At 69.3% G+C, this 23,564-nt stretch carries 23 protein-coding genes; 9 read left to right on the top strand and 14 right to left on the bottom strand.

Annotation, left to right across the window (positions count from 1 at the left end):
- Window positions 1-22: 22 nt before the first annotated feature.
- The gene (xseA, locus tag J7495_RS09520) at window positions 23-1,402 is read right to left on the bottom strand and encodes an exodeoxyribonuclease VII large subunit (protein WP_294056246.1); all 1,380 of its coding nucleotides are present in this window, start codon (window positions 1,400-1,402) and stop codon (window positions 23-25) included.
- Between xseA and purD the strand changes: the two genes are divergently transcribed.
- The 3 genes from purD (at window position 1,401) to J7495_RS09535 (ending at window position 5,768) form a co-directional block, all read left to right on the top strand.
- Window positions 1,401-2,654, top strand: a complete 1,254-nt coding sequence (gene purD / locus J7495_RS09525) for a phosphoribosylamine--glycine ligase (protein WP_294056247.1) — start codon at window positions 1,401-1,403, stop codon at window positions 2,652-2,654. The two genes, xseA and purD, sit on opposite strands and share 2 nt — an antisense overlap.
- A gap of 93 nt (window positions 2,655-2,747) precedes the next feature.
- Window positions 2,748-4,634: a VWA domain-containing protein gene (locus J7495_RS09530; protein WP_294056248.1), complete on the top strand. Its 1,887-nt coding sequence runs from the start codon at window positions 2,748-2,750 to the stop codon at window positions 4,632-4,634.
- 69 nt (window positions 4,635-4,703) lie between these two features.
- Window positions 4,704-5,768 (top strand): helix-hairpin-helix domain-containing protein, encoded by a 1,065-nt coding sequence (locus tag J7495_RS09535; protein ID WP_294056249.1) that lies wholly within the window; start codon window positions 4,704-4,706, stop codon window positions 5,766-5,768.
- 140 nt (window positions 5,769-5,908) lie between these two features.
- On the opposite strand, the gene J7495_RS09540 is transcribed toward J7495_RS09535, so the two are convergent.
- On the bottom strand, window positions 5,909-7,216 hold the full coding sequence (locus J7495_RS09540) for a hemolysin family protein (RefSeq protein ID WP_294056250.1): 1,308 nt from the start codon (window positions 7,214-7,216) through the stop codon (window positions 5,909-5,911).
- 123 nt (window positions 7,217-7,339) lie between these two features.
- On the opposite strand from J7495_RS09540, the gene J7495_RS09545 reads away from it, so the two are divergent.
- The gene (locus tag J7495_RS09545) at window positions 7,340-7,996 is read left to right on the top strand and encodes an OmpA family protein (protein ID WP_294056251.1); all 657 of its coding nucleotides are present in this window, start codon (window positions 7,340-7,342) and stop codon (window positions 7,994-7,996) included.
- Window positions 7,997-8,173: 177 nt separating this feature from the next.
- On the opposite strand, the gene J7495_RS09550 is transcribed toward J7495_RS09545, so the two are convergent.
- Together J7495_RS09550 and J7495_RS09555 are read right to left on the bottom strand one after the other, a co-directional pair.
- Window positions 8,174-8,602: a nucleoside deaminase gene (locus tag J7495_RS09550; protein WP_294056252.1), complete on the bottom strand. Its 429-nt coding sequence runs from the start codon at window positions 8,600-8,602 to the stop codon at window positions 8,174-8,176.
- A gap of 59 nt (window positions 8,603-8,661) precedes the next feature.
- The gene (locus tag J7495_RS09555; RefSeq protein WP_294056253.1) at window positions 8,662-8,952 is read right to left on the bottom strand and encodes a hypothetical protein; all 291 of its coding nucleotides are present in this window, start codon (window positions 8,950-8,952) and stop codon (window positions 8,662-8,664) included.
- A gap of 159 nt (window positions 8,953-9,111) precedes the next feature.
- Between J7495_RS09555 and rpmB the strand changes: the two genes are divergently transcribed.
- Window positions 9,112-9,405, top strand: coding sequence for a 50S ribosomal protein L28 (gene rpmB, locus J7495_RS09560; protein WP_294056254.1), 294 nt, complete (start codon window positions 9,112-9,114; stop codon window positions 9,403-9,405).
- Between the two features lie 331 nt (window positions 9,406-9,736).
- Here rpmB and J7495_RS09565 read toward each other — a convergent pair whose 3' ends face one another.
- The 3 genes from J7495_RS09565 to J7495_RS09575 form a co-directional block, all read right to left on the bottom strand.
- Complete coding sequence (locus J7495_RS09565) at window positions 9,737-10,720, bottom strand: esterase-like activity of phytase family protein (protein ID WP_294056255.1); 984 nt, start codon at window positions 10,718-10,720, stop codon at window positions 9,737-9,739.
- A 255-nt stretch (window positions 10,721-10,975) separates the two neighbouring features.
- On the bottom strand, window positions 10,976-12,568 hold the full coding sequence (locus J7495_RS09570) for an MFS transporter (protein ID WP_294056256.1): 1,593 nt from the start codon (window positions 12,566-12,568) through the stop codon (window positions 10,976-10,978).
- Window positions 12,569-12,673: 105 nt separating this feature from the next.
- Window positions 12,674-13,060 carry a nuclear transport factor 2 family protein gene (locus tag J7495_RS09575; RefSeq protein WP_294056257.1) on the bottom strand — a complete coding sequence of 129 codons (387 nt, stop codon included), beginning with the start codon at window positions 13,058-13,060 and terminating at the stop codon, window positions 12,674-12,676.
- A 155-nt stretch (window positions 13,061-13,215) separates the two neighbouring features.
- Between J7495_RS09575 and J7495_RS09580 the strand changes: the two genes are divergently transcribed.
- Window positions 13,216-14,574, top strand: a complete 1,359-nt coding sequence (locus J7495_RS09580; RefSeq protein WP_294056258.1) for a GGDEF domain-containing protein — start codon at window positions 13,216-13,218, stop codon at window positions 14,572-14,574.
- A gap of 51 nt (window positions 14,575-14,625) precedes the next feature.
- On the opposite strand, the gene J7495_RS09585 is transcribed toward J7495_RS09580, so the two are convergent.
- From J7495_RS09585 to J7495_RS09615, 7 genes are all read right to left on the bottom strand, one after another.
- Complete coding sequence (locus J7495_RS09585) at window positions 14,626-15,063, bottom strand: hypothetical protein (protein ID WP_294056259.1); 438 nt, start codon at window positions 15,061-15,063, stop codon at window positions 14,626-14,628.
- Between the two features lie 12 nt (window positions 15,064-15,075).
- On the bottom strand, window positions 15,076-15,519 hold the full coding sequence (locus J7495_RS09590; RefSeq protein WP_294056260.1) for a hypothetical protein: 444 nt from the start codon (window positions 15,517-15,519) through the stop codon (window positions 15,076-15,078).
- 96 nt (window positions 15,520-15,615) lie between these two features.
- Window positions 15,616-16,074: a hypothetical protein gene (locus J7495_RS09595; protein WP_294056261.1), complete on the bottom strand. Its 459-nt coding sequence runs from the start codon at window positions 16,072-16,074 to the stop codon at window positions 15,616-15,618.
- Window positions 16,075-16,125: 51 nt separating this feature from the next.
- Window positions 16,126-18,741, bottom strand: coding sequence for a methionine synthase (metH, locus tag J7495_RS09600; protein WP_294056262.1), 2,616 nt, complete (start codon window positions 18,739-18,741; stop codon window positions 16,126-16,128).
- Window positions 18,742-18,844: 103 nt separating this feature from the next.
- Entirely contained in the window at window positions 18,845-19,891 is a 1,047-nt protein-coding gene (locus tag J7495_RS09605; RefSeq protein ID WP_294056263.1) for a homocysteine S-methyltransferase family protein, read from the bottom strand.
- A gap of 199 nt (window positions 19,892-20,090) precedes the next feature.
- A complete protein-coding gene (gene metF / locus J7495_RS09610; RefSeq protein WP_294056264.1) occupies window positions 20,091-21,023 on the bottom strand; it encodes a methylenetetrahydrofolate reductase in 933 nt (310 codons plus the stop codon).
- Complete coding sequence (locus J7495_RS09615) at window positions 21,020-21,970, bottom strand: metalloregulator ArsR/SmtB family transcription factor (protein ID WP_294056265.1); 951 nt, start codon at window positions 21,968-21,970, stop codon at window positions 21,020-21,022. The genes metF and J7495_RS09615 overlap by 4 nt, the downstream gene beginning before the upstream one ends.
- 114 nt (window positions 21,971-22,084) lie before the next feature.
- On the opposite strand from J7495_RS09615, the gene J7495_RS09620 reads away from it, so the two are divergent.
- Genes J7495_RS09620 through J7495_RS09630 form a run of 3 tightly spaced genes read left to right on the top strand, consistent with a single transcriptional unit; the run spans window position 22,085 to window position 23,438 of the window.
- On the top strand, window positions 22,085-22,336 hold the full coding sequence (locus J7495_RS09620; protein WP_294056266.1) for a hypothetical protein: 252 nt from the start codon (window positions 22,085-22,087) through the stop codon (window positions 22,334-22,336).
- 2 nt (window positions 22,337-22,338) lie between these two features.
- On the top strand, window positions 22,339-22,488 hold the full coding sequence (locus J7495_RS09625) for a hypothetical protein (RefSeq protein WP_294056267.1): 150 nt from the start codon (window positions 22,339-22,341) through the stop codon (window positions 22,486-22,488).
- Entirely contained in the window at window positions 22,485-23,438 is a 954-nt protein-coding gene (locus J7495_RS09630) for an aldo/keto reductase (RefSeq protein WP_294056268.1), read from the top strand. Before J7495_RS09625 ends, J7495_RS09630 begins: the two co-directional genes overlap by 4 nt.
- Window positions 23,439-23,564: the final 126 nt, after the last annotated feature.

The raw sequence follows: 23,564 nt of genomic DNA on the forward strand, positions 1-23,564 counted from the left end.
ACGACGACCTTCTTCTCGACGCCTATAACAGGCTGCCCTGTTCGGGCGCTGGATCAGCATAGGATTTGCCGCCCGCGCGCTCAACCTTCGCGTCTACCGTACCATCCCTGAACTGGAGCCGAATCGAGACGGCGGCGCGCGCCTCGGCCGCCGTGGCGACGACCTTGCCGGTGGCGCGCCCCTCGACCCAGGCATAGCCGCGCTGGAGCGGCGCCTTGGGGTGGACGAGGTCGAGGTGCTTGCCCACGGCCTCGAGGCGTGCCCGGGCGGCGGCGAGGCGCTGGCCGAGCATCGCCGGGCGGAGCGCGCCGGCGGCGCGGTCGAGCTCGGCGCGCGAGCGGGCGACGCGGCGCTCCAGCCCGAGGCCGAGGCGGGCGCCGAGGTCGTCGAGCTTCTGGCGCTGGGGCCCGAGCAGCGCGTCGCGGCGGGGCAGGACGCGGACGAGCGCGTCGAGCCGCTCGCGGGCGCGCTCATGGTAGCGGCGCGCGCAGCGCTCGCTGCGCAGCGAAAGCGAGGCGATATTGTTGCGGAGTTCCGCGAGGACGGGGACCGCGATCTCGGCGGCGGCGGTGGGGGTGGGTGCGCGCAGGTCGGCGGCGAAGTCCGAGAGGCTGGTGTCGGTCTCGTGGCCGACCGCGGAGATCAGCGGGATGCTGCACTCGGCGATCGCGCGGACGACGACTTCCTCGTTGAACGCCCAGAGGTCCTCGATCGAGCCGCCGCCGCGCGCGACGATCAGCAGGTCGGGGCGCGGCACCGGGCCGCCGGGCCGGATCGCATCGAACCCGCGGATCGCCGCGGCGACCTGGCCGGCGGCGCCTTCGCCCTGGACCTGGACGGGCCAGACCACGACATGCGTCGGGCAGCGGTCCTCGAGCCGGTGGAGGATGTCGCGGATCACGGCACCCGTGGGCGACGTGATCACGCCGATGGTGCGCGGCATGAAGGGCAGGGCGCGCTTGCGCTCGCGGTCGAACAGGCCTTCGCTCGCCAGCTTCGCCTTGAGCTTCTCGAGCAGCGCCATCAGCTGGCCTTCGCCGGCGAGCTCCATCCGCTCGATGACGATCTGGTATTTGCTGCGGCCGGGATAGGTGGTGAGCTTGCCGGTGGCGACGACTTCGAGGCCGTCCTGCGGCTGGAAGGGCAGGGCGGCCGCGGCGCCGCGCCAGATCACCCCGTCGATCACCGCGTCGGCGTCCTTGAGGGTGAGATAGGCGTGGCCCGAGGCGGCGCGCTTCCAGCCCGAGATCTCGCCGCGCAGGCGGACATGGCCGAACTCGGTCTCGACCATCCGCTTCAGTCGCTGCGACAGTTCGGAGACGCTCCACGGCGCGGCGTTGTCCCCCGCCACCGGCTCGGCTACCAGCCGCGGCGAAACTGCGTCATCGAAGGGGTCGGCCATGAACGTTCTGCTGCTCGGATCGGGAGGCCGCGAACATGCGCTGGCGTGGAAGCTGGCGCAATCGGGCCGAATCGAAAAGCTGTGGGCGGCGCCGGGCAATCCCGGGATCGGCGAGCATGCCGAATTGGTAGCGATCGACATCGCCGACCATCGCGCGGTGATCGATTTCTGCCTGCGCCACTCGATCGGCTTCGTGGTGATCGGGCCCGAGGCGCCGCTGGTCGCGGGGCTGGCCGACAACCTCCGGACGATGGGCGTCGGCGTGTTCGGGCCCAATCGGCTGCCGGCGCAGCTCGAGGGGTCGAAGGGCTTCACCAAGGACCTGTGCGCGCGCGAGAAGATCCCGACCGCGGGCTATCAGCGGGTCGAGAGCCTCGACGGGGCGCTGGCGGCGCTCGAGGACTTCGACCTGCCGGTGGTGGTCAAGGCCGACGGGCTCGCCGCGGGCAAGGGCGTGACGGTGGCGATGTCGCATGAAGAGGCCGAGGAAGCGGTGCGCGCGATCTTCGCCGAGGCCGGGGCGAGCGCGGTGATCGAGGAATTCCTCGAAGGCGAGGAAGCGAGCCTGTTCGTGCTGACCGACGGGACGCACCTCGTCCCCTTCGGCTCGGCGCAGGACCACAAGCGCGTGGGCGATGGCGACACCGGCCCCAACACAGGCGGGATGGGCGCCTACAGCCCGGCGCGGGTGCTGACCCCGGCGCTCGAGCGCGAGGCGATCGAGACGATCGTGCGGCCGACGATCGAGGCGCTGGCGCGGCAGGGCGCGCCCTATTCGGGGGTGCTCTACGCCGGGCTGATGCTGACCAAACAGGGGCCCAAGCTGATCGAGTATAACGCGCGCTTCGGCGATCCCGAATGCCAGGTGCTGATGGCGCGGCTGGAAGGCGATCTGTTCGAGTGGATGCTCGCGGCCGACAAGGGGACGCTGGGCGGGAAGGGCGAGCCGGTCTTCTCGGCGGACACCGCGCTGTGCGTGGTGATGGCGGCGAAGGGCTATCCGGGCACGCCCGAGACCGGCGGGGCGATCCAGGGCGTGGCGCACGCGCCGGCGGTGTTCCAGGCGGGCACGCGGCTGGAGGGCGGGACGCTGGTGGCGAGCGGCGGGCGCGTGCTCGCGGCGGTCGGCGTCGGGCCCGACGTGCGCGCGGCGCAGGCGGCGGCCTATGCCCAGGTCGACGCGATCGACTTCCCCACCGGCTTCTGCCGGCGCGACATCGGCTGGCGCGAAGTGGCGCGCGAAGGTTCATGATACATTATATCTCGTTCATCCCCGGCTAAGGTTCGAATCGCGACACTCGCGAAACGAGGGCGGAAAAACCGCCCGGCCTAGGGGAGAACCGACATGCCGCGTTCCGCGATCCTGCTCGCCACCACCGCCGTGCTGATCACCTCCGCCGCGCCGCCGCCGCTGCCCGCTGCGCCGCGCCCCGGCGCCGCAGCGCAGGACCGCCAGCATTCGCCGGTGCGATGCACGCGAAGCGACGACGACCGCGGCCGCTACCGGTCCGGCGGGATGCCCCTCTACGCTCCGCCGCCGATGCCCGCGCCGCCGCCGCCGCCTCCCCCGCCTCCGAGCGAAGTCGTGGTCACCGGCGTCCGCCAGCAGGCGCCGCAGACCTCGCCCAATGGGGTAGTCGTGGTCGATTCGATCACCGCGCAGGACGTCGGCGCGCTGCCCGACCGGAACGTGACCGAAGCGCTCCAGCGCGTGCCGGGCGTTTCGGTCAACCACTTCAGCGGCGGCAATGCCAAGGCAGCCACCCCGACCGGACTGGTCGCCGGCAACGGCGGCATCGCGCCCTATGGCGCGACCGACAACACCGAGCGCTACGAAGGCAAGGACGTCGCTTCGATCCAGGCCGTCGCGTCGCAGCCGGTCTCGACCTTCTCGGTCGATGTCGACACCGGCGGCTATGCCAATGTCCGCCGCTTCCTCAACGAGGGCCAGGCCGTGCCGCCCGAAGCGGTGCGCACCGAGGAGATGATCAACTATTTCCGCTACGATTATCCGCGGCCCAGCTCGCGCGACGTGCCGTTCAGCATCACCACCGACGTGGCGCTGACGCCGTGGAACCCCGAGACGCGGCTGATGCGGATCGGCCTGCGCGGCTATGATGTCGACGCGAGCGGCCGGCCGCCGGCCAACCTCGTCTTCCTGGTCGACGTCTCGGGATCGATGGACGAGCCCGACAAGCTGCCGCTGGTCAAGAAGGCGCTGACCCTGCTCGCCGACCGGCTGACGCCCAGGGACCGCGTGTCGATCGTCGTCTATGCGGGCGCGGCCGGCGTGGTGCTCGAGCCGACGAGCAACAAGGACTATGTCAAGGCGGCGATCTCCTGCCTCGACGCGGGCGGGTCGACCGCGGGCGGCGAGGGCATCCAGCTTGCCTATGCGATCGCGCGGGCGAACTTCCAGAAGGACGGGATCAACCGCATCATCCTCGCCACCGACGGCGACTTCAACGTCGGTGTCAGCGACAACAAGACGCTGCAGGAAATGGTGAAGAAGGAGCGCGAGAGCGGGATCACGCTGACGACGCTCGGCTTCGGCGAAGGCAATTACAACGAAGCGATGATGGAGCGCATCGCCGACGTCGGCAACGGCAACTATGCCTATATCGACACCGCCCAGGAAGCGAAGAAGGTGCTCGACGACGAGCTTTCGGCGACGCTCTTCACCATCGCCAAGGACGTGAAGATCCAGGTCGAGTTCAACCCCGCGCAGGTGAAGGAATATCGGCTGATCGGCTATGAGAACCGCGCGCTCGCCGAGGAGGATTTCAACAACGACGCGGTCGACGCCGGCGACATCGGCGCGGGGCACCAGGTGACCGCGCTCTATGAGATCGTGCCGGCGAACGCGCATGGCTGGCTGTCCGAGCGGCGCTACGAGGGCAACCGCGCCGAGGCCTCGGGCGGCACGGGGAGCGAGCTCGCCTTCGTCAAGCTGCGCTACAAGGCGCCCGAGGGCGGTGCCTCCAAGCTGATCGAGCGCCCCGTCCCGGCCTCGCTGATCGCAAGCGCGGCGGCGCCCAGGGGCGACATGGCGTTCGTCACGTCGGTGGCGGCGTTCGGACAGCGGCTGCGCGGGGACAAGTATCTGAACGGGTTCAGCTATTCCCAGATCTCCAGGCTCGCGCCGCAGTCCGCCGACTATTGGCGGAGCGAATTCGGCGCGCTGGTCCGTCTCGCAGATGCACAATCGCCCCGCGTGAGCGCGCGGGAATAGCTGGACGCTGGGCGATCCGGCGCTATGCAATTGCGGTCTAGGATCGCAGCATAGCGCTGGGAGGGCGCGATGATGGAGCAACTGCAGAACCCGCTGTATCCGGGTGCGCCGCAATATCTGACGCTGGGGACCGTGGTGATCGGCGCCGGCGTGCTGATCCTGCTGGTGCTGATGGTGTGGATCAGCGCCGTCTCGGCGCGCCGCGCGCGCGAAGCGGCCGAGGAAGCGCAGTATGGCGAGGCCGAGAGCGTCGAGGCGGAGACGCCCGCCGCGCGGCCGATCACCCCGCCGCCGCCCGCGCCGGTGCAGATCCTGGCCGAGAAGTTCGACGAGGCGCTGCCGCCCGCCGAGCCGGTGGCCGCGGTTGCTCCCGAGCCCGAGCCGGTCGCGGAGGTCGCGCCCGAGCCTGAGCCGGTCGCCGAAGTGGCGCCCGAGCCTGAGCCCGTCGTTGAGACGGTGCCGGAGCCTGAGCCGGTCGCGGAGGCTGCCCCGGAACCCGAACCCGTCGCCGATGTCGTGGCTGCGCCCGACGAAGCGGTCGAAGTCGCCCCTGAGCCCGAGCCGGTCGCGGAGGTCGCGCCCGAGTTGGAGCCCGTTGCCGTCGTTGCGCCCGAGCCTGAGCCTGAGCCCGTCGCGCTCGAAGGTGCGCCGGCGCGCGAGGCCGAGCCTGCGCCGCTCGAGGAAGCGCCCAACCCCGAGGCTGCGCCGGTCGACGCCGGTCCCGCGGGCATCGAGGAAGCGATCAACGAGCCGGCCGTCGCTGCCGAGGGCGAAGCGCCCGAGGGGGAACCGGTGGCCGAAGCCGAGCCCGAGCCGGTGGTGGCCGAGGTTGCGCCGGAGCCCGAGCCCCCCGTGGCGGAAGTCGAGCCTGAACCCGCGGCCGCGCCGGTTGCTGCTTCGGACGACCTCACCCGGATGAAGGGCGTCGGCCCGCGGCTCGCCGAGCGGCTCAACAGCGTCGGCGTGACCAGCTTCGCGCAGATCGCCGCGCTCAGCCCCGAGGACGCCGACGCGCTCGACGCCAAGCTCGGCGACTTCCAGGGCCGCCTGGGCCGCGACCGCTGGATCGAGCAGGCCGGGCTGCTGGCCTCGAACGACATCGCCGGGTTCGAGGAGAAGTTCGGGAAGTTGTGAGGGCGGGTCGCTGGAGCGCGCCCTCTCAACCGTCATCCCGGCGAAAGCCGGGATCCAGAGTCACGAGCGACGACCTCTGCTGCCCTGGGTCCCGGCTTCCGCCGGGATGACGGCTCGGAGTTTGAGGTTGGGGCAAGCCCCTACCCCTCCTGCTTCACCAGCAGCTTGTCGATCTTGCGCTCGTCCATGTCGACGATTTCGAAGCGCCAGCCTTGCTCGACGAAATGCTCGCCTTCCTTGGGAAGGTGCTTGAGCGCCGCCAGCGCCAGCCCCGCGACCGTCGCATAGTCGCGGTCCTCGGGAAGGTCGATGCCGATCCGCTCGGCGAGCGCGTCCGCCGGCATCGCGCCGGCGACGAGCAGCGAACCGTCCTCGCGCTCGACGACATTGGGGTTCTCGCCCGGCTCGGCGTCCGACGCGAACTCGCCCGCGATCGCGGCGAGCAGGTTCGCCGGGGTCACCAGCCCTTCGAAATGGCCGTATTCGTCGTGGACGAGGCCCATCGGCACTTCGGCGCGTCGCAGCGCGGTGAGCGCGTCCATCGCGTCGACCTGGTCGGGGAGCACGGGCGCCGGGCGCATCAGCTTGCGCAAGTCGAGCGGCTCGCCGCGGAACAGCGCGCCGGCGATGTCGCGCGCCTGGACGACGCCGACGACCTTGTCGACCGAGCCCTCGGCCACCGGCAGGCGGGTGTGCGGGGTGGCGAGCAGCGCCTCGCGGATGCCGTCGCCGTCGAGGTCGATGTCGAGCCAGTCGACGTCGGTGCGCGGCGTCATCACTTCGCGCACCGGCCGGTCGGCCAGGCGGACGACGCCCGAGATGATCGAGCGCTCATGCTCCTCGATCACGCCTGATTTCGTGGCTTCGGCGACGAGCAGGTGAAGCTCCTCGGCGGTCACGCGATTCTCCGAATCGCGGTTGAGCCGGAGCAGGCGGAAGACGAGCGCGCTGGTCGAATCGAGCAGCCAGACGAAGGGCGCGGCGATCCGCGCCAGCCACAGCATCGGCACCGCCATCGTCGCGGCGATCGGCTCGGGCGAGCGCAGCGCGAACTGCTTGGGGACGAGCTCGCCGATCACCAGGCTCACGAAGGTGGTGATGCCGAGCACGAGGGTAATGCCCACGGTCTCGGCGGTGTCGGGGCCGAGGCCGAACACCAGCTGGAGTCGCGCCGCGGTGGGGCCGCCCAGGCTCGCGCCCGAATAGGCGCCGGAGATGATCGCGATCAGCGTGATGCCGATCTGCGAGGTCGAGAGCAGCTTGCCCGGATCGGCGGCGAGCGCGAGCGCGGTCTTGGCGCCGTGCTTGCCGACGCGCGCCATCGCTTCGAGCCGCGCCGGGCGTGCGGAGACGATCGCCAGCTCGCTCATCGCGAACACGGCATTGAGGAGGATCAGCGCGAAGATGATCGCGACGTCGATCCAGGGGTAGGGGGGAAGCCTGTCCATCGGGGCTTTCCTCCATAACCGCAGGGTGGCCTGCTCCACAACTGCTCTGTCGATGCGTGCGCGGAACAAGTCGATGCGTCCGCGGGTTCGCAGCCGGAAGGCTCATCGCGGAGGTGTTCGATCATGCAGATGCTCAAATGGACGACCGCCGCGGCGCTTGCGACGCTGGTCGCGGGCTGCGTTACCGATCCCGAGACGGGGCAGCGGCGCCCGTCGAACGCCGCGATCGGCGGGGTGGCGGGCGCGCTCGGCGGCTATCTGCTCGGCGACGTCGTCGGCGGGCGGCGCGACCGCACCGAGAAGCTGCTGGGCGCCGGGATCGGCGGGCTCGCGGGTGCGGGCATCGGCGCGTACATGGACCGGCAGGAGCGCGAGCTGCGCGAACGGACCGCGGGCACCGACGTGCGGGTGATTCGCCAGGGCGACGAGCTGGTGCTGTCGATGCCTTCGGGGATCACCTTCGCGACCGGCAGCGCGACGGTGCAGCCGCAGTTCCGGCCGACGCTGGACCAGGTGGCGGAAGTGCTGGGGCGGTACGAGCAGACCTATGTCGACGTGTACGGCCATACCGATTCGGTGGGGTCGGACGCGGACAATCTCGCGCTTTCGCAGCGGCGCGCGGAGTCGGTGGCGGGCTATCTCGAATCGCACGGGGTGCGGCGCGAGCGCGTCGGCACGCGCGGCTATGGCGAGACCCAGCCGGTGGCTTCGAACGATTCGGACGAGGGCAGGGCGGCGAACCGGCGGGTGGAGATCAAGATCGTGCCGGTGGAGGGGTGATCCCGCCCTTCGCGGCGCGTCATGCCGAAACAAGGGCGTGTCATCAATCGCCGGGCGGGTTTCGGCGCTCCTACCGCCGTCATCCCGGCTTTCGCCGGGATGACGCTCAAGCGGCGGTGCCGCTCGCGTCCCACCGGCTTTCAAAGAGCATGACAGTGGTGAGGAGGGGCGGCGGTCCTACCGCCGCGCCCGGAAGAACTCCCTGAGCAGCCCCGCCGCTTCGCCTTCGCCGATGCCGGAATAGACTTCCGGCCGGTGGTGGCAGGTCGGCTGGGCGAAGACTCTCGGTCCATGCTCCACCGCGCCGCCCTTGGGATCGGCCGCGCCGTAATAGAGCCGCGCGATGCGGGCGTGCGCGATCGCGCCGGCGCACATCGCGCAGGGTTCGAGCGTGACCCACAGGTCGCAATCCTCGAGCCGCTCGCGCCCGAGCAGCCGCGCCGCTTCGCGAATCACCCGCATCTCGGCGTGCGCGGTGGGGTCGGCAAGCCCGCGCGGAGCGTTGCCGGCGGCCGCGATCACCTCGCCGCCGTGCATCAGCACCGCACCCACGGGCACTTCGCCCGCCGCCGCGGCCTCGCGGGCGGCGTCGAGCGCCAGTCGCATCGGATCGGGAAGCGGGAACATCGCGGCGGAACTAGCGCTCCGCCGCGTCGTCGTCACCCTCAGTGCGCAGGCGCCGGAGTCGGCGAGGCGGCTGGAGCCTTCTTCACTTCGATCGTCGGCAGCGTCACCGTGGTGTTCTTCATCTCGACGGTGGGCACCGCCACCGTGGCGTTGGTCGTCGTCACTTCGACCGAGCCGGTCTTCACTTCGGGCAGCTTGCCGCCCGAGAGGTTGACGCTCACCGTCGGCATCATGCCCTCCTTGGGCACGTCGACTCGCAGCATGCCGAGCGAGAACATCACCACCGCGCCGAGGCAGATCAGCCCCAGCAGGACCAGAATTGCACGCATCGCTTCATCTCCCCGTTTGAATCGGTTGCGCAATGAACGCGCTATCAACCATCCGGGTTGCAGCGTAAACGGTGAATCGGTTGACGACCCGTCCCAATCGGGCTATCGGCGCGGCCTTTCCGGCTCGGGGCGTCCCGGGCCTAACCAGGATTTGAAGCGATGTCGCGCATCTGCGAGCTGACCGGCAAGGGCCGGCAGGTGGGACACAACGTCTCCCACGCCAACAACAAGACCAAGCGTACGTTCCTGCCCAACCTGCAGAACGTGACGCTGATCTCGGACGTGCTGGGCAAGAGCATCCGCCTGCGCGTGTCGACGCACGGGTTGCGCTCGGTCGAGCATGTCGGCGGCCTCGACAACTGGCTGCTCAAGACGCGCGACGAGGACCTCTCGCTGCGTGCGCGGCGCCTGAAGCGCGAAGTCAAGAAGGCGACCGCGCCCGTCGCGGCCTGAGCCGCGCGGTTCCTTTCGGGTAACGCCGGAGCGGCGGGGCCCTGGAATCACCTGCCGATGTGCAGGCGATTCCAGGGCTTCGTTGCGTTTGGCTGGGCGGCACCGGCCCGCTCCCCCTCCCGGCCACCCATAGAATACACTGGCGTTGGGCGGCCGGGTGGGGGAGCGGGCCGATGCCGCCCTCCGCGCGTGAGCGCTTCAATAATCGTCATCCCGGCGAAAACCGGGACCCAGGGTTGCAAAGCGAATCGCTCGTGGCCCTGGGTCCCGGCTTTCGCCGGGATGACGACCTTGGGGGTGGGGTGACGACTTTGGGGGTGGGGAAGTCGGCCTAAGGCAGCGAATCGATCCGGAACTTCATCAACAGCGACTGCTGGACCAGCTCGCGGTTGTCGTCCGAGGCGATCCACAGGATCGTGTCGCTGCCCTCGCGCGTCACTGCGATCGCTTCGAAATTGTCGCGCGTCATCGGCACGGTGAAGGCAGCGATCTCGCGGCCGCGGATCGCGGTGTTGGCGCGGATGTGCGCGGGGTCCAACACCACCAGCTTGGATTCGAACCAGCGGTTGATCGAGATGCGCCGCACCAGCACCAGCAGCCGCCCGTCGGGCAGCTGGGTCATGTCCGACGGCGCGAACCCGCCCGCCGGCGGCACGAAGGCGAAGCGCGTGAACTTGCTGCGAGGATCGGTGGGATCGCGGCTGAACACCAGCGCCTTGTTGCCGGGGATCTTCTTCGCGAGCGTGGTCTCGGAGAGGATGACGAAGCGCCCGTCGGTGAGCCGCGTCATCGCCTCGGGACCGCCGTTGACGTCCCAAAGGCGCATCGGCCGCGGGCGCACGCTCGCCTCGCCGCGGGTGAGCCCGGCGTCGAAGCGCCAGATCGCGTTGTAATTCTCGAAGCCAACCCAGATGCGGCCGCTCGCCGGGTCCTGGGTCATCGATTCGCTGTCGCGGTCGCTCTTGGTCCAGCCCAGCGCGGGGCCGGCGGGGAGGTCGGCGAAGACGGTGTCGAACGGGCGGAAGTCGGCGCCCATGCGGAAGCTGACGAGGTTGCCCGAATCGCTGAGCAGGGTGAAGCGGTCGCCGCGCACGAGCATCGACGAGAAGCCGCCGAACGCTTCGTCGCGGCTCGAGAGGCGGACGCCGCCGAGATAGGTGAGCGCATCGACCCTGGCGCGCGCGGGGTCACGGGGGAAGAGCGCCACGCGAGTCGCGCGCATGTCGGGCGTGGGGCCGAGCACCGGTCGCGCGCTCTGGTTCGAGGCGGGGATCCCCAGGGCCACGACGAAGAGCAGCGGAAGCAACGGACGCATGGCGCATCCATAGCGGCTCGCGCGGCGCGCGGAAGCGTCCGCCCTAAGATGAACGGGAGATAACGATATCGTTCAGCTAGGGATTAAGGGAACCAGTCTAGGCCGAAAGCGGTTGTTCCCAGTGAAGACCCCTCGCGTAGCGTATCGAGGGGAGGAGGGCCGGTCCGCTCCAAGCGGCCGGCCCTTCTTCGTTCTTGCGGTTTCAGTTGCGCTGAAACGGCGGCGGCGCCAGCCCGCTCCCGGCGAGAACCGAGTCTAGGACGCCGCCGCCCCGCGCGTTTCCTTCAGCCCCAGCGCCGTCACCACCAGCGCCATCGCGACGACGGCGAAGGTGTACCAGAGCCCGGCATAGGGATCGCCGGTGCGCACGATGATGTACTGGCTGATCAGCGGGAGAAAGCCGCCGAAATAGCCCGTGCCGAAATGATAGGGGATCGACATCGAGCTGTAGCGGATGCGCGAGGGGAACATCTCGCTGAGCAGCGCCGCCACCGGACCATAGGTCGCGCCCGAGAGCGCCATCAGCACCAGGATCGCGAGCAGGATCACCGCGATGCTCTGGATCGAAGGCACCTTGGGCGCCAGGTCGTAGCCCGCGTCGGTGAGCGCGGCGTCGATCCCCTGCACGGTCAGGTCGACCACCGGCGCGCCGCCCACGGTCACGCCCACGCTCGCCGACTGGGCCTTGCTATAGACGACGCCCTTCTTGGCGAGCAGGTCGAGCACCTGCGCGCAGGGGTCGGTCTGCTTGCCGGCGAAGAGGTCATAGGCGCAGTTCGGCCCCGAGACGACCACCGGCGCGCGCTTGGCGGCGGCGGCAAGGCCGGGGTTGGCGGCGCTGCCGATCACCCAGAAGGCAGGGAAGAGCAGGATCAGCGTCAGCAGATAGCCCCAGACGATCGGCGGCTTGCGCCCGATCCGGTCCGACAGGCGGCCGAACAGGATGAAGAAGACGAGGCCGAGCGTTGCCGCGCCGCCGGTGATCAGCTGCGCGGTGGTATCCTCGACGTGCATCGTCTTGAGGAAGCTCAGCACCGAGAACATCGCGGTGTACCAGATCACCGTCAGCCCCGCGGCGATGCCGAACAGCGCGACGAACAGCCGCTTGCCGTTGCCGGGATAGGTGAAGCTCTCGACGAAGGGATTGGCCGCGGTCTCGCCGGCTTCCTTGATCGCCTTGAACACCGGGCTCTCGGAGAGCTTGAGCCGCATCCACAGCGAGACGGCGAGGAGCACGATCGAGAAGAGGAAGGGGATGCGCCAGCCCCAGGCGAGCCACTGCGGCCTGGAGACGGTGCCCATCACGGTCAGCACCACGATCAGGCTGAGGATGAAGCCGCCGACCACGCTCGCCTGGATGAAGCTGGTGTAGAAGCCCGATCGCCCGCCCGGCGAATGTTCGGCGACATAGATCGCCGCGCCGCCATATTCGCCGCCGAGCGCGAGCCCCTGGCCGACGCGCATCAGCAGGATCAGGATCGGCGCCGCCACGCCGATCGCGGCATAGCTGGGGATCAGGCCGATCCCCGCGGTGGCGATGCCCATCAGCGTGATGGTGACGAGGAAGGTGTATTTGCGCCCGAGCTTGTCGCCGAGATAGCCGAACAGGATCGCGCCCAGCGGCCGGAAGCCGAACCCCACCGCGAACGCCGCCCAGGAGAGGAGATCGGCCAGCGCCTCGTTGCCTGCGGGGAAGTAGGTCTTGCCGAGGATGCCCGTGGTGGTGAGCGTTCCCCAGATGAAGAAATCATACCATTCGAAGATCGTGCCCAGCGACGAGGCGCTGATCACCAGCCGCATGTCCCCCGCGCTCGGCTCCGCCGTCGGCATCGCCCCCGTGGCTGCCATTGGCTTTCCTCCCCAATTGTTTCGCCAAGCTGTAGCGGTTCGGCGGCGCGCGGCAAGCGGGCCGGTGCCGCCATGCGCCGTGAGGCGCATTCCCAAGCGCCCCGCTCAGGCGAGCATGCGGACGATCAGCGCCGTATCGGTGAACTGCACGAGCGACGCGACCCGGCCGCTCGCGGCGAAGCGCCAGAGATCGTAGATCTCGGCCTCGACCGGTTCGCCGCCCGGCGTGGACACGCGCACGCGCCAGTGGATCGCGGCGCTGTCGCCCTCGACCACGGCGTGGACGCGCTCGAGCTCGTGGAATTCGAAGAGGTCGATCAGCGCATTGACCGCCTGGATCGCGTCGCCGGGCAGCGCGGGCGTCACCGTCGCTTCGCCGGCCAGCCGATAGGTGGCGCCCGGCTCCCAATGGTCCGCGACCGCCGCCCTGTCCCCGGCGGCGCGCGCGGCATAGGCAGCGTCGATCCGCTGCAGCATCGTTTCTCGTTCCATTCGCACTGCTTCCCCAAATCGAAGCGCGACCCCCCGCCTGGCTAGCACGGAAGCGGGCCTAGGGGCAGTCCCGTATGGGTGCGTTAACGCCTTGCTATCCCTGGTTTCGCTATGCCGAAGGCATCCGGCCGGACGCGGCGACGAGTGAGGAACGAATGAAGCCGCTGCAGTTCGAAGGCGGGGAACAGGCGGACGCCGGATTCGGCCGCCGCCCGCGTCGCCTCCTCGCCAAGGCGCGGTTCGAGGCGCTGCTCTTCGTCCTCCTGATGCTCACCGTCGCGGCGGTGGCCTGCCGCGACCGCATCCTCGAGCAGCGAATCCACTTGACCCCGGCATCGCTCGCCGACGGGCGCTACGCGCTGCTTGCCTTCTCGGACAAGGCCAATGGCGGCAAGTCGCGCGCCGCGGCCGTGGCGCCGCTCCACTGGACCTGCGACACCAAGCCCGGCTTCGCCTATCCCTATTGCGGCTATGAGATCTTCTTCGACGGCCGCACCGGCTCGCATGGGATCGACCTCAAGAACTTCCGCGGGCTGACGATCGAGCTCGCCTATCGCGGCCCTTCGAAGACGATCCGCCTGCACCTGAAGAACTTCGACCCGCGCTACGCCACGCGCGCCGACGCGGACACGCCCAAGTACAACCGCATCGAGTTCGACGCGATGCCGGGGCGGACGCAGACCCAATCGTTCACGATCAGCGACTTCGGCGTGCCCGACTGGTGGCTGCGCAAGCGCCAGCTCTCGCCGTCGCTCAGCCATCCCCAGTTCGACAACGTCACCTCGATCGACATCGAGACGGGGACCGAATCGACGCTGGGCCATCACGAGTTCGACGTGCGCGGGATCGTGATCCGCAAGGCGCTGCTCAGCGACGCGCAATGGTATCTCGCGCTGCTCGGCTTCTGGGTGGTGCTGATCGGCGTCTATCTCGCGTGGCGGATCGGCAATCTGAAGGGCGAAGTCGAGCGCACCGGCGCGCTCCAGCAGCTCGCCGAGCGCCAGGCCGAGGAAGCCGAGGAGACCGCACGGCGAGACCCGCTGACCAAGGTGCTCAACCGCCGCGGCGTCGCCGAGCGGCACGCCGCGCTGTCGGCGGACGGGGGCATTGCGGCGCTGATCATCGACATCGACCACTTCAAGCGGCTCAACGACCAGTTCGGCCACAGCTATGGCGACGAAGTGCTGATCGCCGTCGCGGCGCTGATCCGGCGCAACGTGCGGCCGGCCGATACGGTGGGGCGCTGGGGCGGCGAGGAGTTCGTGGTGCTGTGCCCCGGCGTCGATTCGATCGAGGCGCAGCACATCGCGGAGAAGATCCGCCGCCGGATCGAGCATTTCCACTTCGGCGACTGCGAGGCGGTGACCGCGAGCATCGGCGTGCACCGGACGCCCGCGGCGGGGCCGGACCTCGCCGAGCTGGTCGGCTTCGCCGACGTCGCGCTCTATTCGGCCAAGGCGAGCGGCCGCAACTGCTGCCGGCTCTATCGCGCGGGAATGGCCAAGGCGGCTTGAGCCTGGGTCGCGGGGATCGAACATCCTCAATTCGCCCCGAGCGGGGGCCTGCTAACCCCAGCGTAGCCGCTTCGCGCGGGCGGGGCGATGCCTTGCCCGGTGCGGCTTCTTTTCGAAGTGCGCATCGGCGGGCGGCGCGATGATGCCGGCGAGCACCGGCGGATCGGGCACCTGCATCTCGCCGAGGAACACGGGCGCCTCCGCATGGACTGGCGGCGGATCGACGAGGATCGACTCCGCACCGACGACCACTGCCGCCGAGGCTGCGAGCGCCGCGGCCGCCATCGCCGGGCGCACCGGCAGCGTGTAGCGCACGCAGACCCGGCCCTTGCCCGCGCATGACGCGATGAACGCGGCGCGCTCGGCGCGAGTCATGTCGGTGAGGTCGTGGACCTGCCGCTGGCACATCCGGCAGAAGTCGCCGTCCAGCGCCTCATCGAGCCGGTCGAGAAAGGGACAGGTCCGTTCGATCCGCGGGAACAGGTCCATGGCGCTTCAGCCTCAGGGCCTGGCGGGCGTCGCGGGCGGCGGCTCGAGCGGCGGCTCGGCAGGTTTGGGCGGTTCCGGAGGCGGCGGCAGGCCGGCGGTCACCATCGGGACCAGCAGTTCCCTGGGCGGCTTCACGCGCCTGACCAGCGGCGGCTTGACGATCGCCGGCTTGCGGACGTGGGCGCCGGGCTTGCCGCGGCCGTCCTGCGCCATCGCCGGCGTGGCGAGCGCCGCCGTCGAGGCGGCGAGCATCGCCGCGGCAACCGCGGGCTTGAGATAGGTGGTATAGCGCACGCAGGCGTCGCCGCCGCACGCGCGGAGGAAGTCGGCGCGCTCGGCGCGGGTCATGTCGGTGAGGTCGTGGACCTGGCGCTCGCACATCCGGCAGAAGTCGCCGTCCATCACCGAGTCGAGCCGGTCGAGATAGGGGCAGGTCCGTTCGATCCTGGGGAACATGCGTGGCCTCCTCTCCGCGAATGATATGTGATTACGTATCATTGATGGGAGTGGATGCATAGCCCTTCTCGACCGTCATCCCGGCGGGTGGGGAAGTCAGTCCTTGTGCGGCGCGGGTTTGCGGCGATCGCGGTCGTCGCGCCTGGTCGTCCAGACCTTCTGCACGGTGATGGGCGGGAGCGAGGTGGCGTGCGGATCCGCCCAGACGCTGGGCCCGACGCGGCCGGCGGTGACGATCGCCACCTCCTCGTCCTCCGACGCGACCGCATTGGCGGGCAGTGGCTGAGGCGTGGGGGTCTGCCCCGGCGCCTGCTGGGCGGCGGCGGGCAGCGCCGCGACGCTCGCGGCCAGCGCCGCGGCGGCAAGCGCCGGGCGGAGGTAGCGCACGCATACCTCGTCGTCGCTCGCGCAACCGGCGAGGAAGGCGCGACGCTCGGCCTCGTCCATCGCGGTCAGATCGAAGACGGTGCGCCGGCACATCCGGCAGAAGTCGCCGTCCATCACCGAGTCGAGCCGGTCGACATAGGGGCAGGGGCGATCGATCGGCGGGAACATGCGCGTTCTCCTTCGCCGCGCACCATATCAGCCGCGCGGCGCGGCGTCACCTCAATCCAGGTTCGGCCTGAGCCAGCGCTCGGCTTGCTCGAGGCTCACCCCGCGTCGCGCGGCATAGTCCTCGAGCTGGTCGCGGCCGATGCGCGCGACGCCGAAATATTCGGCTTGCGGATGGCCGAAGTAGAAGCCGCTCACCGCCGCAGTCGGCAGCATCGCGAAGCTCTCGGTGAGCGAGATGCCGGTGTGGTGGTGCGCGTCGAGCATCTTGAACAGGATCGGCTTGAGGCTGTGCTCGGGGCAGGCGGGATAGCCGGGCGCCGGGCGGATGCCGCGATAGGCTTCCTTGATCAGTGCTTCGTTGGTGAGCTGCTCGCCCTCGGCATAGCCCCACAGCGACGTGCGCACGAACTGGTGGAGCCGCTCGGCGAAGGCTTCGGCGAAGCGGTCGGCGAGCGCCTTCAGGAGGATGTCGCTGTAATCGTCGATCGCGTTCTTGAAGCGCGCGAGGTGCGGCTCGATGCCGTGGATCGAGACCGCGAAGCCGCCGATCCAGTCGCCCTGCGGATCGATGAAGTCGGCGAGGCACATGTTCGCGCGGCCTTCCCGTTTCGAAATCTGCTGGCGCAGCATCGGCAGGCGGACATGCTCCTCGTCCTCGACATGGACGACGATGTCGTCGCCGTCGCGGCGGCACGGCCACAGCCCCGCGACGCCGCGCGCGGTGAGCCATTTGTCCTCGACGATCCGGTCGAGCATCTTCTGCGCATCGGCGAACAGCGAGCGCGCGCTCTCGCCGACCACCTTGTCGTCGAGGATCGCGGGATAGACGCCGGCGAGCTCCCAGGCGCGGAAGAAGGGCGTCCAGTCGATGTAGCTGCGCAGGTCCTTGAGGTCCCAGTCGAGGAACTCGTGGACGCCGGGCATGCGCGGCTTGCCGGGCTTGAGGCTCATGTCGGCATCGAAGCCATTGTCGCGCGCCTTGCCGATCGGCAGCAACTCGCTCTGCCCGCGGCCCTCGCGCGCGGCGCGGATGCCGGCGTACTCCTCGGCGACCCTGGCGACATAATCATCGCGCTGCGTGTCGGAGACGAGCGCGGTCGCGACGCCCACCGCGCGGCTCGCGTCGAGGACATGGACCACCGGGCCCTTGTACGCCGGCTCGATGCGCAGCGCGGTGTGGACGCGGCTGGTGGTCGCGCCGCCGATGAGCAGCGGCATCTGCATCTTGGCGCGCTGCATCTCCTCGGCGACAGTCACCATCTCGTCGAGGCTCGGGGTGATCAGGCCCGAGAGGCCGATCATGTCGGCGTCATTCTCGTTGGCGGCCTTGAGGATGTCGGCCCAGGGCACCATCACGCCGAGGTCGACGACGTCGAAGCCGTTGCACTGGAGGACGACGCCGACGATGTTCTTGCCGATGTCGTGGACGTCGCCCTTGACGGTGGCCATCACGATCCGGCCCTTGGCCTTGGCGCCCTCGGCCTTCTCCGCCTCGATGTACGGCAGCAGGTGCGCCACCGCCTTCTTCATCACGCGCGCCGATTTGACCACCTGCGGCAGGAACATCTTGCCCGATCCGAACAGGTCGCCGACGACGTTCATCCCGTCCATCAGCGGGCCCTCGATCACTTCGATCGGGCGCCCGCCGGCCTCGGCGACGGCGAGGCGGCATTCCTCGGTATCCTCGACGACATGCGCGTCGATGCCCTTGACCAGCGCGTGCTCGAGCCGCTTGACCACGGTCCACCCGCGCCATTCGGCAGCCTGTTTCTCGGCGACGGCATCGGTGCCGCGAAACTTCTCGGCGAGCGCGACGAGACGGTCGCCCGCCTCGGGGTCCTTGTTGAGGATCACGTCCTCGCAGGCGGTGCGCAGCGCGGGGTCGATCGTGTCGTAGACGTCGAGCTGGCCGGCGTTGACGATGGCCATGTCCATGCCCGCGGGGATGGCATGGTAGAGGAACACCGAATGCATCGCGCGGCGGACGGGCTCGTTGCCGCGGAACGAGAAGCTGAGGTTCGAAAGCCCGCCCGAGATATGGACGTGCGGGCAGCGCGCCTTGATCTCGCGGCACGCCTCGATGAAGTCGACCGCGTAGTTGTTGTGCTCCTCGATGCCGGTGGCGACCGCGAAGACATTGGGGTCGAAGATGATGTCCTCGGGCGGGAAGCCGATGCCTGTCAGCAGCTTGTAGGCGCGCTCGCAGATCTCGACCTTGCGCGCCTGGGTGTCGGCCTGGCCGGTCTCGTCGAATGCCATCACGACGACGGCGGCACCATAGGCCATGCATTTGCGCGCAGCTGCAAGGAACTGGTCGACGCCTTCCTTCATGCTGATCGAATTGACGATCGGCTTGCCCGAGACGCACTTCAGGCCGGCCTCGATCACGTCCCATTTCGAGCTGTCGATCATCACCGGCACGCGCGCGATGTCGGGCTCGGCGGCGATGAGCTTGAGGAAGGTGGTCATCGCGGCATGGGCGTCGAGCAGGCCCTCGTCCATGTTGACGTCGATCACCTGCGCGCCGTTCTCGACCTGCTGGCGCGCGACCTCGACCGCCTTGGCATAGTCGCCGGCCATGATCAGCTTCTTGAACGCCGCGGAGCCCGTGACGTTGGTGCGCTCGCCGACGTTGACGAAGGAGGTGGAGGAGGGGGTGCTTGTCATTTCATTCCTAGTCGTCATCCCGGCGAAAGCCGGGACCCAGGGTCACAGGCGACGCCGCTCTTGGCTCTGGGCCCCCGCTTTCGCCGGGGTGACGGTCAAAAAATCACGCCGCCATGGTGAACGGCTCGAGGCCCGCGAGCCGCGTCCGCACCTCGGGGCTCGCGACGGCACGTGCCGGCAGCGCCGCCACCGCCTCCGCGATCGCCTTGATGTGCGCCGGAGTCGAGCCGCAGCAGCCGCCGAGGATGTTGACCTGCCCCGCATCGGCCCATTCCTTGACCAGCGCCGCGGTGGTCTCGGGCAGCTCGTCATAGGCGCCGAGCTCGTTGGGGAGGCCGGCGTTGGGATAGACCATGATCAGCGTGTCGGCGAGCGCCGCGAGCGTCTTGACGTGCGGGCGCAGCTGCTCGGCGCCGAACGAGCAGTTGAGCCCGATCGTCACCGGCCGCGCATGGCGCACCGCGTGCCAGAAGGCCTCGACCGTGTGGCCAGACAAGTTGCGGCCCGAGAGATCGGTGAGCGTCATCGACAGCATGATCGGCAAGTCGCGGCCCAGCGCCTCGCCCGCCTCGATCGCGGCCATGATCCCGGCCTTGGCGTTCAGCGTGTCGAACACCGTCTCGATCAGCACGAAGTCGATCCCGCCCTCGACCAGCGCGTCGATCTGCTCGCGGTAGACGTCCTTGAGCGTGTCGAAGTCGATCTCGCGATAGCCGGGGTCGTTGACGTCGGGCGAGAGCGACAGCGTCTTGTTGGTCGGCCCGAGCGCGCCGGCGACGAAGCGCGGGCGGCCGTCGCGGGCTTCGAACTCGTCGGCGATGCTCCGGGCCAGTTTCGCACTCTCGACGTTGATCTCGCGCACCAGATGCTCGGCGCCGTAATCGGCCTGGCTGATCCGGTTGGCCGAGAAGGTGTTGGTCTCGGCGATGTCCGCGCCCGCTTCGAAATAGGCGCGGTGGATCGAGGCGGGCACCTCGGGCATCGTCAGCGCGAGGATGTCGTTGTTGCCCTTCTGGTCGTGGCTGAGCCCGAGGTCGCCGGCATAGGCGGCTTCGTCGAGCTTCCAGTTCTGGATCTCGGTGCCGAAGGCGCCGTCGGTGATCAGGATGCGCTTTGCCGCTTCGGCCAGCAGTTTCTCGCGTGCGGTCATACTTCTTCCTTCTGAAGCCCCTCCCCTTCAGGGGAGGGATCAAATCGGGCCGAAATGCCCCCCGGGCATTTCTGAACCATGCCGGGGGCAGGGTTCACCCGATTGATGGGTGGGGGCTGTGGGTCTCACCGAGACCGACGTGCCCGTGGACATCCCCCACCCCAACCCCTCCCCTGAAGGGGAGGGGCTATTGTTCATTTCACGCCGCCGCCACATGCGCGGGCGGCGTCGGGCGAATCCCCAGCAGGTGGCAGATCGCATAGCTCAGCTCGGCGCGGTTGAGCGTGTAGAAATGGAAGTCGCGCACCCCGCCGGCATAGAGGCGGCGGCAGAGCTCGGCGGCGAGCGTCGCGGCGACGAGCTGGCGCGCGGCGGGATGGTCGTCGAGCCCCTCGAACAGATGCGCCATCCAGGCGGGCACCGCCGTGCCGCACATCCCCGACATGCGCAGCACGCTGGCATAGTTCATCACCGGCATGATGCCAGGCACCAGCTCGGCGTCGATCCCCGCCGCGGCGGCTGCGTCGCGGAAGCGGAAGAAGGTCTCGGGTTCGAAGAAGAACTGCGTGATCGCGCGGCTCGCGCCCGCATCGATCTTGCGCTTGAGATTGTCGAGGTCGGCGGCCGGATCGGGCGAATCCGGGTGGCATTCGGGATAGGCCGCGACCGAGATCTCGAACGGGTGGAGCTTGCGCAGCCCAGCGACCAGCGCGGCGGCATTCTCATAGCCGCCGGGATGCGTCCTGTACTTCTCGCCCGCGCGCGGGGGATCGCCGCGCAGCGCCACGATATGGCGCACGCCCGAGGCCCAATATTCCTCGGCGACGGCGTCGATCTCCTCGCGCGTCGCTTCGACGCAGGTGAGGTGCGCGGCGGCGGCGAGCGGCGTCTCGCGCGCGATCCGGGCGACGGTCGCGTGGGTGCGCTCGCGCGTCGTCCCGCCGGCGCCATAGGTCACCGAGACGAAGCGGGGCCCGAGCGGCGAGAGCGTCTGGATCGATTCCCACAGCGTCTCCTCCATCTTCTCCGTCTTGGGCGGGAAGAATTCGAACGACACCGCGACGTCGCCCTGGACATCGGCGAACAGCGGCGGGGACGATGCCCGACGCGCTTCTTCTTCGGCTCTGGTCATGCCGCCTTCACTCGTTCCTTCGCTTGCCCGGTCTTGCGGCCGAGCCATAGTTTCACGGTCAGTTCGCCGCCCTCGAGCGTCTCGACGAGCACGGGCGAGAGCCCCTGCGCCTCGAACCAGCCGAGGATCTGCTCGTCGGAGAAGCCGAGGCGCGCATGCGCGTCCTGGCTGCGGAGCTCCTCGCGCTCGTGCGGCGCGAAGTCGACGATCAGCAGCCGCCCGCCCGGGCCGAGCACGCGCGCCGCCTCGGCGATCGCCGCGCCGGGCTGCTGCGCGAAATGGAGGACGTGGTGGAGGATCGCGGTGTCCGCTCCGCCGTCCTGGAGCGGCAGGGCGTAGAGGTCGGCCTGGCGCAGCTCGGCGTTGAGCCCGCGCTCGGAAAGCTTGGCGCGCGCGAGGCGCAGCATCTCGGAGGAGCGATCGATCCCCAGCGCATGCTCCGCGCGGGGACCGAACAGCTCGAGCATCCGACCGGTGCCGGTGCCGATGTCGATGAGGTGGCCGAGCGGCGCATCCCCCAGCGCTTCGGCCATCGCGGCTTCGACCTGCTCCTCGGCGATGTGGAGCGAGCGGATCGCGTCCCATTGCGCGGCGTTCGATTCGAACCACTCGGCCGCCGCGCTCGCACGATCGGCGCGGACCGCGGCAAGGCGCGCCTCGTCGGCGACCGCCCAGTGATCGGCTTCGTTCCAGCCGTCGAGCGCGGCCAGGATGGGGCCCACCGTCGCACCCGGCCCGAGCGCGACGAACACCCAGCTGCCTTCCTTGCGCCGCTCGGCGAGGCCGGCGTCGCAGAGGATCTTGACGTGGCGGCTCACCCGCGGCTGGCTCTGGCCGAGCACCTGCGCCAGCTCGCCGACCGACAGCTCCATCGAGCGGAGCAGCGCGAGGATGCGCAGCCGCGTCGAATCCGCCAGCGCACGGAAGATGATGAGGGCCCGGTTCATGGCTCTTATAGATATAAAGATATCTTTATATCAGGTCAACGCGCGTCGAGGCGGCTTGCGCCGCGATTCCGCGCTGGCTAGCCAATTCCCCAAGCAATTCCGAAGGGAGACACGATGCGCAAGCTCATCCTACCGCTCGCGCTGATCGCGGCGCTGGGCCTCGCCGGCTGCGGCCAGAAGGCGAAGAACGAAGCCGCCGAGGCCAATGGCTCGATCGGCGGCGACAGCAACACCATGGCTGCCGCGGTGGACGACATCAATGCCGCGCAGGCCGCCGCGTTCAACAACGCCGAACAGGCCTATGCCGGCAATGATTCGCACGGCGGCGATGAAGGCAGCGGCGACGGCAACGAGATCTTCGACTGACCATGGCGCGCGGTTTCCTCGCGATCCTGCCGCTGGCGTTGCTGCTCGCGGCGTGCGGCGACGGCGGCTCGGACGAGGACCGCCAGCTCAATGCCGCCGCGGCGGCGACCGACATCAATGCGTCGACCAATGTGACGGAGCCCGGCCAATGACATTACGCGCACTGGGGGCCAGCGGCCTCGAGCTGACCCCGCTGGTGCTGGGCGGCAACGTCTTCGGCTGGACCGCCGACAAGGCGACGAGCTTCCGCATCCTCGATCGCTTCGCCGAGCGCGGCGGCGTGATGATCGACACCGCCGACGTCTATTCGGCCTGGGTGCCCGGCCACAAGGGCGGCGAATCGGAGAGCGTGATCGGCGAGTGGCTCAAGGCCTCGGGCAAGCGCGACAAGGTGCTGATCGCGACCAAGATCGGCATGCTGCCCTGGGACAACACCGAGCTCGGCAAGCTCGCGCCGCCCAAGATCGCCGCGCAATGCGATGCGTCGCTGCAGCGGCTTGGGATCGATCGCATCGATTTGTACTTCGCGCACCAGGACGATCCCGACACGCCGCAGGACGACGTGCTCGGCGCGTTCGCCAAGCTGATCGACGCGGGCAAGGTCCACAGCATCGGCGCGTCGAACTTCGGGGCGATGCGGCTGAAGTCTGCGCTCGACCTCGCGACGAAGCACGGGCTGCCGCATTACCGCGCGCTGCAGAACGAGTATAACCTCGTCAGCCGCCACAAGTTCGAGGGCGAGGTCGAGGACCTCTGCCTGACGCACAACATCGGCGTGGTGCCCTTCTACGGGCTCGCCTCGGGGTTCCTCACGGGCAAATACCGTTCGGCGGCGGACTTCGGGAAGAGCGTGCGCGGCGGGCGGATGCAGGCCTATCTCGACGGCAAGGGACCGGCGGTGCTTGGCGTCATGGACGAGGTCGCGGCGGAGACCGGCGCGACGCTCGCCCAGATCGCGCTCGCCTGGCTCGCCGCGCAGGACGGCGTCACCGCGCCGATCGCGAGCGCGACCAGCGTCGAGCAGCTGGACGAGCTGCTGGGCTTCTGGGATGTCGAGCTGAGCAAGGACCAGCTCGACCGGCTGACCGTGGCGGGGGCCTGAGCCAGTCGGCGAGCGCCGCCCCGCTTGCAATGTAGGATTTGGCCTGCTTGGCTGGCGCGGCTGGAGAATTCCGGTCGTTCTTCGAAGTCGGAAGGGTACAGGAATCGGAATCGCCGCGACGGGTCG

Origin of the sequence: Sphingomonas sp. (genome assembly GCF_017745215.1) — a bacterium.
Classification (GTDB): domain Bacteria; phylum Pseudomonadota; class Alphaproteobacteria; order Sphingomonadales; family Sphingomonadaceae; genus Sphingomonas.

Excerpts from the sequence above, each read along its gene's own strand:
- J7495_RS09565 (WP_294056255.1), bottom strand. The coding sequence starts at position 10,720 with ATGCGTCCGTTGCTTCCGCTGCTCTTCGTCGTGGCCCTGGGGATCCCC.
- J7495_RS09595 (WP_294056261.1), bottom strand. The coding sequence starts at position 16,074 with ATGTTCCCGCCGATCGATCGCCCCTGCCCCTATGTCGACCGGCTCGAC.
- J7495_RS09555 (WP_294056253.1), bottom strand. The coding sequence starts at position 8,952 with ATGCGTGCAATTCTGGTCCTGCTGGGGCTGATCTGCCTCGGCGCGGTG.
- J7495_RS09530 (WP_294056248.1), top strand. The coding sequence starts at position 2,748 with ATGCCGCGTTCCGCGATCCTGCTCGCCACCACCGCCGTGCTGATCACC.
- metH (WP_294056262.1), bottom strand. The coding sequence starts at position 18,741 with ATGACAAGCACCCCCTCCTCCACCTCCTTCGTCAACGTCGGCGAGCGC.
- J7495_RS09540 (WP_294056250.1), bottom strand. The coding sequence starts at position 7,216 with ATGGACAGGCTTCCCCCCTACCCCTGGATCGACGTCGCGATCATCTTC.
- J7495_RS09535 (WP_294056249.1), top strand. The coding sequence starts at position 4,704 with ATGATGGAGCAACTGCAGAACCCGCTGTATCCGGGTGCGCCGCAATAT.
- J7495_RS09580 (WP_294056258.1), top strand. The coding sequence starts at position 13,216 with ATGAAGCCGCTGCAGTTCGAAGGCGGGGAACAGGCGGACGCCGGATTC.
- J7495_RS09605 (WP_294056263.1), bottom strand. The coding sequence starts at position 19,891 with ATGACCGCACGCGAGAAACTGCTGGCCGAAGCGGCAAAGCGCATCCTG.
- J7495_RS09570 (WP_294056256.1), bottom strand. The coding sequence starts at position 12,568 with ATGGCAGCCACGGGGGCGATGCCGACGGCGGAGCCGAGCGCGGGGGAC.
- J7495_RS09630 (WP_294056268.1), top strand. The coding sequence starts at position 22,485 with ATGACATTACGCGCACTGGGGGCCAGCGGCCTCGAGCTGACCCCGCTG.
- J7495_RS09590 (WP_294056260.1), bottom strand. The coding sequence starts at position 15,519 with ATGTTCCCCAGGATCGAACGGACCTGCCCCTATCTCGACCGGCTCGAC.
- J7495_RS09620 (WP_294056266.1), top strand. The coding sequence starts at position 22,085 with ATGCGCAAGCTCATCCTACCGCTCGCGCTGATCGCGGCGCTGGGCCTC.
- J7495_RS09545 (WP_294056251.1), top strand. The coding sequence starts at position 7,340 with ATGCAGATGCTCAAATGGACGACCGCCGCGGCGCTTGCGACGCTGGTC.
- metF (WP_294056264.1), bottom strand. The coding sequence starts at position 21,023 with ATGACCAGAGCCGAAGAAGAAGCGCGTCGGGCATCGTCCCCGCCGCTG.
- rpmB (WP_294056254.1), top strand. The coding sequence starts at position 9,112 with ATGTCGCGCATCTGCGAGCTGACCGGCAAGGGCCGGCAGGTGGGACAC.
- purD (WP_294056247.1), top strand. The coding sequence starts at position 1,401 with ATGAACGTTCTGCTGCTCGGATCGGGAGGCCGCGAACATGCGCTGGCG.
- xseA (WP_294056246.1), bottom strand. The coding sequence starts at position 1,402 with ATGGCCGACCCCTTCGATGACGCAGTTTCGCCGCGGCTGGTAGCCGAG.
- J7495_RS09625 (WP_294056267.1), top strand. The coding sequence starts at position 22,339 with ATGGCGCGCGGTTTCCTCGCGATCCTGCCGCTGGCGTTGCTGCTCGCG.
- J7495_RS09585 (WP_294056259.1), bottom strand. The coding sequence starts at position 15,063 with ATGGACCTGTTCCCGCGGATCGAACGGACCTGTCCCTTTCTCGACCGG.
- J7495_RS09615 (WP_294056265.1), bottom strand. The coding sequence starts at position 21,970 with ATGAACCGGGCCCTCATCATCTTCCGTGCGCTGGCGGATTCGACGCGG.
- J7495_RS09550 (WP_294056252.1), bottom strand. The coding sequence starts at position 8,602 with ATGCGACTGGCGCTCGACGCCGCCCGCGAGGCCGCGGCGGCGGGCGAA.
- J7495_RS09575 (WP_294056257.1), bottom strand. The coding sequence starts at position 13,060 with ATGGAACGAGAAACGATGCTGCAGCGGATCGACGCTGCCTATGCCGCG.